This window comes from Streptomyces sp. NPDC057271 (assembly GCF_042668715.1).
Lineage (GTDB): Bacteria > Actinomycetota > Actinomycetes > Streptomycetales > Streptomycetaceae > Streptomyces.
The window spans coordinates 82,171-95,704 of sequence record NZ_JBHUYJ010000009.1 but is presented as its reverse complement, the minus strand read 5'-3'; the positions used below and the strand labels follow the sequence as shown (position 1 = coordinate 95,704).

Genomic DNA, 13,534 nt, shown 5'->3' with positions numbered 1-13,534 from the left:
GACAGATCCTCCAGCCGTCCTGGGTGACGGCGAGGACGCCTCCGCAGCGCGGACACTGCGCCGAATTGCAGGTCGTCCCCATCGTGCTCACCGCGACTCCCGTCCCCTTGCTGACGGATGGCTACCCCCGCGAACCACCGTAGACGCCCCGCGTCGCCCGCTTCGGACATTTACCCTCGTGACAAGTGGAGTGCCGAGCGGAAGGGCGGCGGGCCGGTGGAGGTCACCTGGTGGGGTCATGCCACCTGCACGGTCGAGGACTCCGGGGTCCGCTTCCTCACCGATCCGCTCTTCGCCCGCCGACTGGCGCATCTGCGGCGCAGGCGCGGCGCGCTGCCGCCGCCCGAGGCCGGGCGCGCCGAGGCGGTGCTCGTCTCCCATCTGCACGCCGACCATCTGCATCTGCCGTCGCTCGCCCGCCTGACGCCCGGGACGCGGCTGATCGTGCCGAGGGGAGCGCCCGCGGCCGTCGCGGGGCTGCGCAGGCTCGCCGGGCGGGGGCTGCGGGTGACGGAGGTCGGTCCCGGCGACTCGGTGACGGTGAAGGGCGTGACGGTACGGGCCGTTCCGGCGCTGCACGACGGGCGGCGCCTGCCCGTCGGGCCCCACCGCTCCCCCGCGCTCGGGTACGTCGTCGAGGGTGAGGCGCGGACGTACTTCGCCGGTGACACCGGGCTCTTCGACGGGATGGCCGAGGCGGTCGGGCCGGTGGACGTGGCGCTGCTGCCGGTCGGCGGCTGGGGGCCGTACCTGGGGCACGGCCATCTGGACGCGGGGCGCGCGGCGCGGGCGCTCGCGGAGCTGTCCCCGGCGGCGGCGGTCCCGGTGCACTTCGGCACGTACTGGCCGATCGGGATGGACGCCGTGCGACCGCACGAGTTCCACGCGCCGGGCGACGAGTTCGTCCGGCACGCGGCGCGGCTCGCGCCGAAGGTGGCGGTGCATCTGCTCGGACACGGCGAGCGCGTGCGGCCCGAGGTCGCCCGGTGATCGACGCTCTGCTGCGCGCGGCGGGTGACCTGCCGCCCGAGTCGACGCAGCAGGCGGTCGGCTACCCCTCGCTCTTCCTGCTCGTGGCGCTCGGCGCGCTCGTGCCGGTGGTGCCGACCGGGGCGATCGTCAGCACGGCGGCGGTGGTCGCCTTCCACCAGACGTCTCCCTTCGCCCTGCTCAACGTCTTCCTGGTGTCGGCCTCCGCCGCGCTCCTGGGCGACGTGGCGCTGTACTGGCTGGGGCAGCGCGGGGTCCGTTCCAGGAACGGTTCACGCTGGCCGGCGGTGCTGCGGGGGCGGGCGGCCCCCGACCGGCTCGCGCAGGCGCAGGAGAAGCTCGACACGCACCAGGTGTCGGTGCTCGTGCTGTCGCGTCTGATTCCCGCGGGCCGGATCCCGGTGATGCTGGCGTGTCTCCTCGCGGAGGTGCCGCTGCGGCGGTTCGTGCGCGGAGACCTGCCGGCGTGCCTGGCGTGGGCGGCGACGTATCAGCTGATCGGGATCCTGGGCGGCTCGCTGTTTCCGGAGCCGTGGCAGGGCGTTCTGGCGGCGGTGGGCCTGACGGTGCTGATCAGCGCGGCTCCGGCGCTGTGGCGGCGGGCCCGGGGAGCGGGGCGGCGGGGCGACAGGTCAGGGAACGAGCACGCGTGAGGCGCCGACCGGGAGGTCCCAGAGGTCCTCGCGGGGCAGGCCGGCCCGCTCCCAGGCGGATCTGACCCGGGTGAGCGGTTCGAGGACCGGCTCGGAGGAAAGCACGAACGTCGCCCAGTGCATGGGGGCCATCCGGCGGGCGCCGAGGTCCTGGAAGGCTCGGACGGCCTCCTCGGGGTCGGTGTGGACGTCGCTGAGCCACCAGCGTGGGTCGTAGGCGCCGATCGGGAGCAGGGCCAGGTCGATCCCAGGGTGTCGGGAGCCGATCTCGGCGAACCAGTGGCCGTAGCCGGTGTCCCCGGCGAAGTACACCGTGCGGCCGGAGCGGTCGGTGAGCACCCAGCCGCCCCACAGCGAGCGGCAGGTGTCCAGGAGGGTCCGCTTGGACCAGTGGTGCGCGGGGACGAACTCAAGCCGTACGCCGTCGAGTTCGGCTGCCTCCCACCAGTCGAGCTCGGTGACGCGGCTGAACCGGCGGCGGACGAACCAGCGGCCGAGACCGGCGGGGACGAAGACCGGGGTGTCCTTGGGGAGCCGCTGGAGGGTGGGGGCGTCGAGGTGGTCGAAGTGGTTGTGGCTGATCACGACGGCGTCCACGGGCGGCAGGTCCTCCCAGCGGACCCCGACGGGGGTGATCCGGGCGGGGGTGCCGAGGATGCGGCGGGACCAGACGGGGTCGGTGAGAACGGTGAGGCCTCCGACGCGCAGGATCCAGCTCGCATGGCCCGCCCAGGTGACGGCGAGGGTGTCGGGTCCGGCGTCGGGCAGCGGGCCGGGGGCGAAGGGCAGCAGCGGGATGTCGCGGAGCCCTTCGGCGTCGGGGCGCACGGCGCCTTCGCGGGCGAGGCGGGCCATGGCGCGGACCCCGGGGAGCGGGGCGGTGAGGCGCTCGGCGAAGGAGCGGGGCCAGTCGGTCCGGACCCGGCCGAGGGGCTGGAGGACCGGGGACGGAACGGGTGCGGGGGCCGGGGCGGGAGCAGACGTGGGAGTGGAAGCAGGCGTGCGGGTGGAAGCAGGCGCGGGGGCGGAAGCAGCCGTGGGGGCGGCCGCGGGAGCGGTGGTCCGGCCGTCGCGTACGGAATGCGGGGCCTGCGTCGGCCGTGCCGTCCGTTCCGTCATCTGCGGGCTCCGTTCTACGCGGTTCGTCGGGGCGGTCGTGTCACCGGAGTTCCTCCAGAGCCTCTCCGAGCGACCTCAACGCGCTTTCCACGTGCGGCAGTTCCACCGGGTTCGCGGAGGTGAGGGACTGCGTCAGCTCCTCCTCGGTCGATCCCAGGAAGGCGCCGGTGTCGAAACGCACCCGCAGGGCGCCGAGTTCGTCGCCGAAGCGGTGTCCGCCCGGGACGGGAGTGCCGAGCCGTCGGCCGAGGTGGTTCTCCAGCTCCATCGAGTCGGTGACGCCCCGGGCGGCGAGTCCGGACCGCAGCGGTCCGAGGTCCGCGTAGAGGTGCCGACCGGCCTGGGGCGGCCTGGCGAGGGCGCCGGCGGTGAGGACGGCACGGTGGGCGGCGGTGCCCACGCGTGCGTAGAGGGCCGAGGCGAGAGAGGCCCGTACGGCGACCTCCTCCGGCTCGTCGAGGGCGTGGGCGGCGGCGGGGGCGACGGGGCCGGCCACGAAGGCGCCGAGCGCGGTGAGGATGTCGAGGGTGCGGGCGCGCGGGTCGGTGTACCGGTCCGCGCGGTCGGGGCCGGTGGGAGGGAAGCGGGCCACGGCGCAGGGCCAGGCCGCCGGGGCGAGGGCGCCGGCCAGGTCGTACAGGACGGTCACGTCGTCGGGGCACATCTCGGCGGGGCTGAGGAGCACGGTGTCATGGCGGCGGTGCAGGGTGTCGCGCCAGGTCTCGTCGCTGATGATGTGCAGCCCCTCGGCGACGGCGGCCTCGCACGCCTCGCGGACCAGCTCGGGCGGGGCGACGGTGGCGGTGGGGTCGTCGGCGACTGAGAGCAGCAGCAGCCGGGGCCTGCCGCCCTCGGCGCGGACCCTCCGGACGGTTTCGAGGAGGGCGTACGGGTCCGGCACGCCGCCGCACTCGGCGGGGGTGGGCACGTGGTAGGCGGGGCGGCCGAGGAGCCGGGCCTGCGGGGTCCACCAGGCGGGACAGGGCCGGGGCAGCAGGATGTCGCCGCCGTGGGCGGCGATCAGGGCGAGCATGAGGGGCTGGGCACCGGGCGCGGCGACGACGTCCTCGGCGTGGGTCCGCAGACCGCGCCGCCACCAGTAGCCGCTCGCGGCCTCGCGGAGCACGGGCCCGCCGCCGGGCGGCTCGACGGCGGTGCGCCCCGAGGCGGCGGCCAGGATCGCGGCGAGCCCGGGCAGCACGGGCAGACCGGGCTCCGGGGCGGGTGGGCCGTAGCGCACCGGGCCGCGCCCTTCCGGGGCCGTCTGCCGCATCTCCCGCACCTCCCGAACACCGGCCGCCGCCCCGTACGGCGCCTCAGTGCCCTTTATACGAAGGTTGCGGAGGCTTCGCCGCTTCAGGAGGCACCGACCACGCCGCGGATGCGGGAGCGGGGGCGGGTTCCTCCGCCGCCGGGGCCCGGGGCGGAGCCGCCGGAGGCCCCGTCCTGCCGCCCAGGGAGCTCGGGCCCCTGTTCCCGGCCGGGACGCGCAGGGCCGTTCGGGTGAGAGCCGGGCAGGGCGGATGGGGTGGGTAGGGCGGATGGGGTGAGTGGGGCGGGGAGGACGGGTGGGGTGGATAGGTGGGGCCGCCGACACCGGCGGGCGACACCGGCCCCTCCGGGCTCCGGTGGGGCCTCTGCGCGCTCAGCGGACCAGGACCCGTTCGAGCATCAGCTCGACCGCGGAGACGATCGCGTCCGCGTCGATGCCCGCGTCGTGGAGCTGCTCCTCCGGGGTCGCCGAGGCGGGCATGGAACGGACGGCGAGCCGGGCCATGCGGGGCACCCCGCCATGGCCGTTGGCGTACGCTTCGGCGACGGCGTCACCGAGGCCGCCCTCGGGCCGGTGGTCCTCCACCGTCAGGACGCAGCCGGTCGTCCCGGCGGCGGCGTCGAGGGTGGCGGTGTCGACCGGCTTGACCGAGTAGAGGTCGATCACCCGCACCGGCAGCCCGTCGCCCTCCAGCCGGTCGGCGGCCTTCAGGGCCTCCGGCACGGTCACCCCGGCCGCCACGATCGTCGCCCGGTCGTCCTCGCCGTGGCTGCGGAGCACCTTGCTCCCGCCGACCGGGAACTCCTCCTCCGGCCCGTAGACGACGGGCGTGGCGCCGCGGGTGGTGCGCAGATAGCGGACGCCGTCCAGGTCGGCCATGGCCGCGACGAGCCGCGCCGTCTGGTGGGCGTCGCACGGGTAGAGGACGGTGCTGCCATGGACCGAGCGCATCATCGCCAGATCCTCCAGGCCCATCTGGCTCGGACCGTCCTGGCCGATCGAGACACCGGCGTGCGAGCCGACCAGGTTGATCCCGGCCCGGCTCACCGCGGCCATGCGGATGAAGTCGTGGGCGCGGGTGAGGAACGCGGCGAAGGTCGAGGCGTACGGGACGTAGCCGCGCGCCTGGAGGCCGACGGCGGCCGCGACGAGCTGCTGCTCGGCGATCCAGCACTCGAAGTACCGCTCGGGGTGCGCCTTGGCGAACTTCTCGGTGCGGGTCGAGTCACCGACCTCGCCGTCGAGCGCGACGATGTCGTCGCGTGTCCGCCCGAGGGCGGCGAGAGCCTGTCCGTAGGCGTCCCGGGTGGCGACCTTCTCGCCCCGGTCGTAGGTGGGCAGGGACGGCGTGCCGTCCCGGGCCGGCCGGGACACCAGGGCGGCGGGCGGGTCGGTGACCCGGACGCTCAGGTCCCGGTACCCGCCGAGTTCGGTGATGGCGGCCTCGGCGTCCGGGAGGGGTTTGCCGTGCCTGCCCTCGCGGTTCTCGACAGCGGCCACGCCGCGGCCCTTGCGGGTGGCGGCGAGGACGGCCGTGGGCCGGCCGACAGTCGCGCGCGCCTCCCGCAGCGCCTCGTCGACGGCTTCCACGTCATGGCCGTCGATCCGTACGGTGTGCCAGCCGAAGGCCTCCAGGCGGGCGGCGTAGGCGCCGAGATCGTGCTGGTGGCGCGTGGGGCCGCGCTGGCCGAGCCGGTTGACGTCGACGATCAGGGTGAGGTTGTCGAGGCCGCAGTACGCGGCGTGCTCGACGGCCTCCCAGACGGAGCCCTCGGCCATCTCGCTGTCGCCGCTGACCACCCACACCTGGTACGGGACGCGGTCGAGGAACTTCCCCGCGAGCGCCATACCGACGCCGATGGGCAGCCCCTGGCCGAGCGAGCCGGTGGCGACGTCGACCCAGGGCAGCCGGGGCGTGGGGTGGCCTTCGAGGAGGCTGCCCGCCCGCCGGAAGGTCAACAGCTCCGGTTCGCCGACGACGCCGGCGGCCCGGTACATGGCGTAGAGCAGGGGCGAGGCGTGCCCCTTGGAAAGGACGAGCCGGTCGTTGCCGGGGTGGTCGGGTCGGTCGAAGTCGTAGCGCAGATGCCGGGCGAGCAGGACGGCGCCGATCTCGGCGGCCGACATGGCGGACGTCGGGTGGCCGGAGCCTGCCGCGTCGGTGGCGCGCACGGCGTCGACACGGAGCTGTTGGGCGAGCGAGGACATCGTTTCGTACCGCATCGAAAGCCTTCCTCCATCGTGCGCGGCAGCCTTCCTCCATCGTGCGCGGCGGCGTCCGGTCGCTGGCGGTTCCACCCGGCCGAGTACCCAGGCCTCGACTCCCTATGCCCGGGGATATCCGCTCCCTATGCCCGGGATATCCGCTCGCCGGGGCCGCCGGCACGCGTCGAGAATGCGGTGCATGTCGATCTGCGCGGCGTCCTCCGCGGACGCGACGGCGATCGCCGCCGTCCATGTCCGCTCCCGGCAGGCGGCCGGTCGCGACCGGCTCCCCCACGCCTACCTCGACGGCCTGGACGTCGAGGAAGCGCGCCTCCGCCCGGCCGGCCCGCCCGGCGACGCCGGAACCCGCCCCGGTGCCGGCGGTGGCCGAGACCGGCGGGGCGTCCAGGACATGACGGCGGGCCGGACGCTCGACGAACTCCGGTACCGAAGGCGCCTGTTCACCCGAGCCGATCACCGAGTTCGTCCATATGGCGAGATCCTGATCTCACCATACGAGTGATGCGCGTACCGTTGCCGTACCCACCGACACGAGGGAGTCCGGTCATGACGCACGCCGCCGAAGAGTCCAGTCCTCACGAGACCGCCGTCTACACCCACGGGCACCACGAGTCGGTGCTGCGCTCGCACAGTTGGCGCACCGCCGCGAACTCCGCGGCGTACCTGCTGCCCGAACTGCGGCCAGGCCTGGACGTCCTGGACGTGGGCTGCGGCCCCGGCACGATCACCGCCGATCTGGCGGCGCTCGTCGCGCCGGGGCGGGTGACCGCGGTCGACGCCGCCGAGGACGTCCTGGACAGGGCACGCGCCGTGGCGGCCGAACGCGGCGTGAAGAACGTGGAGTTCAGGGTCGCCGACGTCCACGCCCTGGACTTTCCGGACGACTCCTTCGACGTCGTCCACGCCCACCAGGTGCTGCAGCACGTCGGCGACCCGGTGCGGGCGCTGCGCGAGATGCGGCGCGTCTGCCGCCCGGGCGGGGTGGTCGCCGCCCGGGACAGCGACTACGGCGCCTTCGCCTGGTACCCGGAGCCGCCCGCCCTGGGGGTCTGGCAGGAGCTGTACCACCGGGTCGCGCGGGCCAACGGCGGCGAACCGGACGCCGGGCGGCGGCTGTTCTCCTGGGCGCGGCGGGCGGGGTTCACGGACGTCACGACGACGGCCGCCACCTGGTGCTATGCGACGCCGGAGGAGCGGGCGTGGTGGAGCGGGCTCTGGGCGGACCGGACGACGGAGTCGGTCTACGCGAAGCTGGTGGTGGAGGGCGGTCACGCGACGCCGGACACGCTGCGCACGATCTCCGAGGCGTGGCGCGAGTGGGGCCGGCAGGAGGACGCCTGGTTCATGGTCCCGCACGGAGAGATCCTCTGCCGGGTCTCCTGATCCTCAACTAGGCTCGTCCGTATGGAGATTCTGGGGACCACCCTACGTGTCTGCGTCGACGAGCTCGAACCCGCCGTGGACTTCTACGAGCGGCTCACCGGCTCCCCCGCCCTCCGCTTCGAGCGGGGCGGGGTGTCGGTGGCGGCCGTCGGCTGCTTCCTCCTGATGAGCGGGCCGGAGGCGGAGCTGGAAGTCCTTCGCAAGGTCGCCGCGACCATCTCCGTCCAGGACGTGGACGCGGCGTTCACGGCGTTGGCTGAGGCAGGCGCCAAGATCCTGGCAGGCCCGGTCCCGACCCCGGTGGGCCGCAATCTGATCGCGGTCCACCCGGACGGTTCCGTCTTCGAGTACGTCGACCGGCGGTCCTGAGCGGCCCGCCGCGCGGCGGGCGAACCCCTTCCCCGGCACGGCGGCACGCTCGCGTCGCCGTCGTTGCCGGAGGGCGGCGCGGGTCGCGTAGCCGTCGTTGCCGGACGGCGGCGCGGGTCGCGTAGCCGTCGTTGCCGGAGGGCGGCGCGGGTCGCGCACGGATCAGGCGGCGGAGGCCCCCTGCCCGAGGGCGCGGTCCACCGCCGCGTACGTGATGCCGTGGTCGGCGAGGACCTCGGCGACGACGCCGGGGCGGGCGGTCAGGGCGAGCAGCAGGTGCTCGTCGCCGATCACCTTCTCGCGACGGCCGAGGCACATACGCAGCGTGCGCTCCAGGGCACTCGCCGCCTCGCGGCTGAACGCGGGTCTCCCGATGCGCCGGGAACCCCCCTCGCTGCCGTCGGCGAGGGCACCTGGCCCGTGAGCCTCCTCGACGCGGGCGACGATCTCCGGCACGTCGATCCCGAGACCCGCGAGCGCCTCCATGTCGGCCTTCGACAGGCCGCCCCTCCGGCGGGCGTCGGAGAGTCCCGCCTCGAGCGAGGCACGCCGGTCGGTCGCGCCGAGGGCCCGCAGCACGAAGGACGCCTTGGTCCCCTCCGCGTCGAGCAGCGCGAGCAGCAGATGCTCCTCGGTGACCGCGGCGGCGCGGCCGCGCCGGGCCAGCTCGACGGCCTCGATCACCACGGCCCGGGCCCCTGCCGAGAATCGCTCGAACATCAATGCCTCCCGTACTTCTTGTGCACGGCCTGACGGCTCACACCCAGCTCGGCCGCGATCTCCTGCCAGGACCAGCCCTGCGCGCGGGCACTGCGCACCTGGACGGCCTCCAGCTGTTCGAGGAGCCGCCTCAGGGCGGACACGGCACGCAGGCCGACCCGGGGGTCCCGGTCACCCGCCCGAGCCGCGAGATCGGTTGCATCTGTCATATCGTCAACCTACGTTGACAACCCTCCCTTGTCAACCAAGGTTGACAAGGGAGGGGCGTGTCGCGACCACGGCCGGCTGGATTCGAAAATTCGACGAACACCCCGGCCGGAAAATGATCACAATGTGGGGGAACTGTGCACGCACGCGGAGTTCCTTTCACCATCTCGATCTGGAGTCACCATGACGCCTCCTCCCCTTCCCGTGTCACAGCCCGAGCCGGCCGGCAGACCCGGCGACGGCCCTGCCGCCTTCGACGCGGTTCCCGCGCTGGACGGGGAGCTGCGCTTCGATTCCGCCGCGCTCGACGCGGCGTCCACCGACTTCGGCCGCCTCGTCCACCTGCCGCCCGCCGCGGTCCTCAGGGCCGGCTCGGCGGAGGACATCGCCACGATGGTGCGCCACTGCCGGGAGCGCGGGCTGAAGGTAGCCCCTCGCGGTCAGGGACACTCGACCAACGGTCAGGCACAGGTCCCCTCCGGGCTGGTCATCGACCTCGGCTCGCTGGATTCCGTCGAGTTCCGCGACGACACCGCCATAGTCCAGGCCGGGGCGCTCTGGAGCTCCGTGGTCCGGGCCTCCCTGCCTCGTGGCCTCACCCCGCCGGCCTTCACCGACTACCTGGAGCTGTCCGTCGGCGGCACCCTGTCGGCCGGAGGCCTGGGCGGACAGATCGGCCACCACGGCACGCAGGCCGACAGCGTGCTCGAACTCCAGGTCGTGACCGGAGAAGGGGAGATCGCGACCTGCTCCCCCACCGTGCGCCCCGACCTCTTCCGTGCCGCCCTCGGCGGCCTCGGGCAGTGCGCGATCATCACCCGCGCCACGCTCTCCCTGATCCCCGCGCCGCGCTCGGTCCGGTTCTACACCCTGACGTTCCGGAGCGTCGCCGAACTCACGGCCCGCCAGGCGGAGCTGATCCGCGAAGGACGGTTCGACTACCTCATCGGTCAGGCCCGGCCCACCCCGGACGGCTGGCTGTACAGGGTGGAGGCCGCCTCCTACGACGGGACCGCCGACGACGACGCCCGGCTCACCGACGATCTCGGGGCCGGCTCCGTCGAGGCCCATGACGTCCCGTACTTCGACTTCGTCAACCGGCTCGCCGCGATGGTGGACGCCTTCACGGCCATGGGCGAGTGGACGCTCCCCCACCCGTGGTACGACGGCCTGCTCCCCGCCTCCACGGTGAACGACGTCGTCACCGACACGCTCGCCGACCTCAAGCCGGAGGCCATCGGAGCGAGCGCGGTCATCCTGCTCTACCCCGTGCTCACCACCAAGTGCCGCACCCCGCTCCCGGTCATGCCGGACGAGGAGCTCGCCTACCTCTTCTCGATCCTCAAGACCGCTTCCCCGGGCGCGGATTCCGCCGACGAGATGGTCGCCGCGAACCGCCGCCAGTACGACACGACGGTCGAGGCGGGCGGCTGCTGGTACCCCATCGGGTCGGTCCCCCTCACCAAGGACGACTGGGTGCGCCACTTCGGCCGCTTCTGGGACGAGTTCGAGGCCGCGCGTCACCGCTACGACCCCGACGGCGTCCTCACCCCGGGCCAGCGCATCTTCTGACCGGGGGGCCGTGGGCGGGGCCTCAGGGCACGGGCCCCGGCCTTCCTGCCCTCGGCGGTGGACACGCGGCTGACCAGGGGGCTGTCCGTCAGTCTTCGGCGAAGGCGGCGACCACGACGTCCGTGAGCAGCGCGGCGGCGGTGCCGTCGGGGTCGAGATCGGGGTCGTAGATCGTGACGTTGAGCCCGACGCAGCGCTCGGCGCGGACCAGGGTCCGCAGGAGGGGGATGAGTTCGTCGGGAAAGAGGCCGTCGGGGTCGGGACTGTCGACGGCCGGCATCACGGTGGGGTCAAGCACGTCGGCGTCCAGGTGCACCCAGAAGCCGTCGAGGGTTGGGGCCTCGAACGCCGTGACCGTGGCGCCCGCTAGCTCTGCCGGACCCCAGGCGCGCAGGTCGCCGACGGTGACGACGGGGACCTTCAGGGCGCGCAGTTCGACGAGTTCGGGATCGTCGTGGTACGCGTCGCGGATGCCGAAGAGCCGGACGTCCTCCTCGCGGAGATAGGGCCCCAGGCCCTCCAGGTCGGTGAGATCCCCCTGGCCTCGGCCGGTCGCGAGCGCCAGCTCCTCGCCTCCCGCGGCGCCGACCCGGTCCGAGTTGCCGGGGTGGCGGAAGTCGGGCGAGGCGTCGACGGCGGCGAGCCCGTAGCGGCCGATGCGGCGCAGGGCGAGGGAGGCGCCCAACTGGATCGAGCAGTCGCCGCCGAGGACGAGCGGGAAGTCACCGGCCCGTACGTGGTGCTCGATCCGGTCCGCCAGGGTGCGGGTGTACGTGGCGATCGCGGCGGCGTTGAAGACGCCGTCGCCCTCCTGCCAGTCGCCCCGGTCGTAGCGCGGCGGGACGACCACTCCGCCCTCCAGCGCGCCGAGCAGCTGGACGATCCGGTTCTCGCGAAGGGCTCCGGCCAGCTTGTGACAGCCGGGGACGGTGCCGGGGACCGGCGGACGCAGGCCGAGGTTGGAGGGTGCGTCGAGGGCCACGATATTCCGCATGCGCCTCATCCTCGCCGCCGTACTCTGGAACCTCAACGCTTTTGACGACCACGCTCCTTGAAGAACGGCGCGTGTGACGGACGACGTGAGGACCGGGAAATTGACCACCCAGCACACCTACCGGGTGATCGTGCGCGGCAGGTTCGAGGGGCTCTCGGAGGAGAGCCGGTCGCGGCTGCTCGCCGAGGCCGACGCGCACGGGATGTCGGCGATGCGGTTCACCCCGGAGGGTTCGCTCGCCTACGACAGGACGCTGAAGCACTTCTCGTACCGCGTGATCGTCCTCTCGGACGCGGCGGACGGCGAGGAGATGGCCGGAGCGATCGCCGAGGACCGGGTGGAGACGGCGCTGGGGGAGCTCGGGCACGGCTACGGCGAGCTGAAGTCCACCGTCACGGACATGGACACCATGAAGATCAACTACAAGCGGTGATCGCCCACCGCTCGTGGTCCCGCCAGGCGCCGTCGATGTGGAGCATGGCGGGCGAGAACCCTTCGAGCCGGAAGCCGGCCCGGAGCACGAGCGCGCGGGAGGCCGCGTTGCCCGGCTGGATGTTGGCTTCGAGCCGGTGCAGTCCCAGGGTCCCGAAGGCGTACGGGAGGAGCAGGCCGAGCGCCTCGCCCATCAGGCCCCGCCCGGCCGCGTGCACGAAGGCCCCGTAGCCGAGGGCGCCGCTGAGGAACGCGCCGCGGACGATGTTGTTGATGTTGACGAAGCCGGCGATCCGGCCCCGCGCCTCACGGTCGCACACGAGGAAACCGGCCTTGGCGGAGTCGTCGGTCAGCGTGCGCGCGTAGGTGGCGAAGGTCTCGGGCCGGTCGGGCGGGAAGAGCCAGGGCCGGTGCAGCTCCCGGCTCTCGCGCGCCCGTGCGGTGAACTCCTCGGCGTCGTCGCGAGAGTAGGGCCGCAGGCCCACCCGGGGACCGGCGGTGAGGTACTGACCAAGATCGTCGGACATGCCCTCAGGCTACGGGGATCGGCGTCGCCGATGGAGACGGCAACGGCGACGGCGACGCGACAGCAACGGCGACAGCCGCGGGGCCCCGACGGGACCGGCGGCGCCGACGGGATCAGCGGCGGGCCGAGGTGACCCGGGCGGGACAGCTCTCGCCCTTCTTCACGACGCCGATCACGACCGTCGTCCGGCCGTCGACCACCGCGCCCTCGTTCGGGTACTGCGTGCACACCTGCCAGTTCGGCGGCCAGAGCACCCGCCGGTCGCGACCGCCGACGTCATGGACGTCGAGGCGGGTGCGAGGGTCGAGGCCGATGAAGACCCGCCAGAGCCCCTTGCCGAGCAGATCGGGCATCGGCCGGCCGTCCGCCCCCGACGCCTTCTCCGCCGACGCGACCGCCATGGCCGCGAGCGCGACGACGGCACCGGCACCCAGGAGCGCCGCCTTCCTCATGAGCGCCGCCGGTTCGCCGCGTGGCGGCCGCACGCCTCGCCCGGCACGCTCGCCCGCGCGACGAGGCCGGGCACGGCCGGCCTCACGACGCATCCGGGCGTGAGGGGGCCGGAGCGCCGGTGGCCGCCCTCGTCCGCTGTCTCGGTGGGACTCATGCCCGGACCTCTCCTCCGTCGTACGCGCCCGCCCCCGTGGGACCAGGATGGAGGGATCCGGTCCACACGGGGGCGGTGGAAGGGGCCGTACGGGTGAGAGTGCGGTCTCTCCCGCCGTGCCCGGTCAGTGGTGGGTGAGGACCAGCTGCGGCTCGTCGGCGTCAGTCTCTGCCGGGTCGGCCGGGTCGGGTCGCTGGATGAGCAGCGCGGTCACGACGCCGATGCCGAGCAGGGCGAGCGCCGTGTACATCGCGTGCTGGTAGCCCGCCTCGGTCGGACCGCCCGCATCGCTGCCCGCGCTGATCATCGCGGAGGCCAGGGCGATCCCGAGGGAGGCTCCGATGCCGAAACAGGCGCCGTTGAGGCCGGAGAGCGAGCCGGGCTTGTCCTTGGGGGCCGTGGTGACGGCGAGGCCGTTGAGGCCGGTCAGCATGAAGCCGCCGTACGTCACGCCGAGGGCGGC

17 protein-coding genes are annotated in these 13,534 nt (G+C 73.8%); 7 read left to right on the top strand and 10 right to left on the bottom strand.

Features of this window, described 5'->3' with window-relative positions; genetic code table 11:
• Positions 1-216: 216 nt before the first annotated feature.
• Both ACFUJR_RS07035 and ACFUJR_RS07030 read left to right on the top strand, forming a co-directional pair.
• Positions 217-990, top strand: coding sequence for an MBL fold metallo-hydrolase (locus ACFUJR_RS07035; protein WP_383166529.1), 774 nt, complete (start codon positions 217-219; stop codon positions 988-990).
• Entirely contained in the window at positions 987-1,643 is a 657-nt protein-coding gene (locus ACFUJR_RS07030; protein ID WP_383166526.1) for a DedA family protein, read from the top strand. The genes ACFUJR_RS07035 and ACFUJR_RS07030 overlap by 4 nt, the downstream gene beginning before the upstream one ends.
• Here ACFUJR_RS07030 and ACFUJR_RS07025 read toward each other — a convergent pair.
• The 3 genes from ACFUJR_RS07025 to ACFUJR_RS07015 form a co-directional block, all read right to left on the bottom strand.
• Positions 1,623-2,762: an MBL fold metallo-hydrolase gene (locus ACFUJR_RS07025; protein ID WP_383166523.1), complete on the bottom strand. Its 1,140-nt coding sequence runs from the start codon at positions 2,760-2,762 to the stop codon at positions 1,623-1,625. The genes ACFUJR_RS07030 and ACFUJR_RS07025 overlap by 21 nt on opposite strands.
• Positions 2,763-2,802: 40 nt before the next feature.
• Positions 2,803-4,035, bottom strand: coding sequence for an aminotransferase class I/II-fold pyridoxal phosphate-dependent enzyme (locus ACFUJR_RS07020; RefSeq protein WP_383166520.1), 1,233 nt, complete (start codon positions 4,033-4,035; stop codon positions 2,803-2,805).
• Between the two features lie 372 nt (positions 4,036-4,407).
• A complete protein-coding gene (locus ACFUJR_RS07015) occupies positions 4,408-6,258 on the bottom strand; it encodes a transketolase (RefSeq protein WP_383166517.1) in 1,851 nt (616 codons plus the stop codon).
• A 181-nt stretch (positions 6,259-6,439) separates the two neighbouring features.
• Here ACFUJR_RS07015 and ACFUJR_RS07010 point away from each other — a divergent pair, with 181 nt between their 5' ends.
• From ACFUJR_RS07010 to ACFUJR_RS07000, 3 genes are read left to right on the top strand one after another with little or no spacing between them, the layout of a single operon-like run.
• On the top strand, positions 6,440-6,763 hold the full coding sequence (locus tag ACFUJR_RS07010; protein WP_383166514.1) for a hypothetical protein: 324 nt from the start codon (positions 6,440-6,442) through the stop codon (positions 6,761-6,763).
• A 44-nt stretch (positions 6,764-6,807) separates the two neighbouring features.
• On the top strand, positions 6,808-7,644 hold the full coding sequence (locus ACFUJR_RS07005; RefSeq protein ID WP_383166511.1) for a methyltransferase domain-containing protein: 837 nt from the start codon (positions 6,808-6,810) through the stop codon (positions 7,642-7,644).
• Between the two features lie 21 nt (positions 7,645-7,665).
• Positions 7,666-8,013, top strand: coding sequence for a VOC family protein (locus tag ACFUJR_RS07000; RefSeq protein ID WP_383166508.1), 348 nt, complete (start codon positions 7,666-7,668; stop codon positions 8,011-8,013).
• Positions 8,014-8,175: 162 nt separating this feature from the next.
• On the opposite strand, the gene ACFUJR_RS06995 is transcribed toward ACFUJR_RS07000, so the two are convergent.
• On the bottom strand, positions 8,176-8,733 hold the full coding sequence (locus ACFUJR_RS06995) for a Clp protease N-terminal domain-containing protein (protein ID WP_383166505.1): 558 nt from the start codon (positions 8,731-8,733) through the stop codon (positions 8,176-8,178).
• Positions 8,733-8,942: a helix-turn-helix domain-containing protein gene (locus ACFUJR_RS06990; protein ID WP_315894318.1), complete on the bottom strand. Its 210-nt coding sequence runs from the start codon at positions 8,940-8,942 to the stop codon at positions 8,733-8,735. The genes ACFUJR_RS06995 and ACFUJR_RS06990 overlap by 1 nt, the downstream gene beginning before the upstream one ends.
• 181 nt (positions 8,943-9,123) lie before the next feature.
• On the opposite strand from ACFUJR_RS06990, the gene ACFUJR_RS06985 reads away from it, so the two are divergent.
• Positions 9,124-10,512 carry an FAD-binding protein gene (locus ACFUJR_RS06985; protein WP_383166502.1) on the top strand — a complete coding sequence of 463 codons (1,389 nt, stop codon included), beginning with the start codon at positions 9,124-9,126 and terminating at the stop codon, positions 10,510-10,512.
• An 88-nt stretch (positions 10,513-10,600) separates the two neighbouring features.
• Here ACFUJR_RS06985 and ACFUJR_RS06980 read toward each other — a convergent pair whose 3' ends face one another.
• The gene (locus tag ACFUJR_RS06980) at positions 10,601-11,506 is read right to left on the bottom strand and encodes an arginase family protein (protein WP_383166499.1); all 906 of its coding nucleotides are present in this window, start codon (positions 11,504-11,506) and stop codon (positions 10,601-10,603) included.
• Positions 11,507-11,606: 100 nt separating this feature from the next.
• On the opposite strand from ACFUJR_RS06980, the gene ACFUJR_RS06975 reads away from it, so the two are divergent.
• A complete protein-coding gene (locus tag ACFUJR_RS06975; RefSeq protein WP_383166496.1) occupies positions 11,607-11,939 on the top strand; it encodes a DUF6204 family protein in 333 nt (110 codons plus the stop codon).
• Here ACFUJR_RS06975 and ACFUJR_RS06970 read toward each other — a convergent pair.
• The 4 genes from ACFUJR_RS06970 to ACFUJR_RS06955 form a co-directional block, all read right to left on the bottom strand.
• Complete coding sequence (locus ACFUJR_RS06970; RefSeq protein ID WP_383166493.1) at positions 11,923-12,465, bottom strand: GNAT family N-acetyltransferase; 543 nt, start codon at positions 12,463-12,465, stop codon at positions 11,923-11,925. The genes ACFUJR_RS06975 and ACFUJR_RS06970 overlap by 17 nt on opposite strands.
• A gap of 112 nt (positions 12,466-12,577) precedes the next feature.
• Complete coding sequence (locus ACFUJR_RS06965) at positions 12,578-12,916, bottom strand: hypothetical protein (RefSeq protein WP_383166490.1); 339 nt, start codon at positions 12,914-12,916, stop codon at positions 12,578-12,580.
• Positions 12,913-13,071, bottom strand: coding sequence for a hypothetical protein (locus ACFUJR_RS06960; RefSeq protein ID WP_383166488.1), 159 nt, complete (start codon positions 13,069-13,071; stop codon positions 12,913-12,915). The genes ACFUJR_RS06965 and ACFUJR_RS06960 overlap by 4 nt, the downstream gene beginning before the upstream one ends.
• Before the next feature lie 124 nt (positions 13,072-13,195).
• The coding region (locus ACFUJR_RS06955; protein ID WP_383450257.1) for an MFS transporter at positions 13,196-13,534 on the bottom strand (339 nt) is incomplete at its 5' end.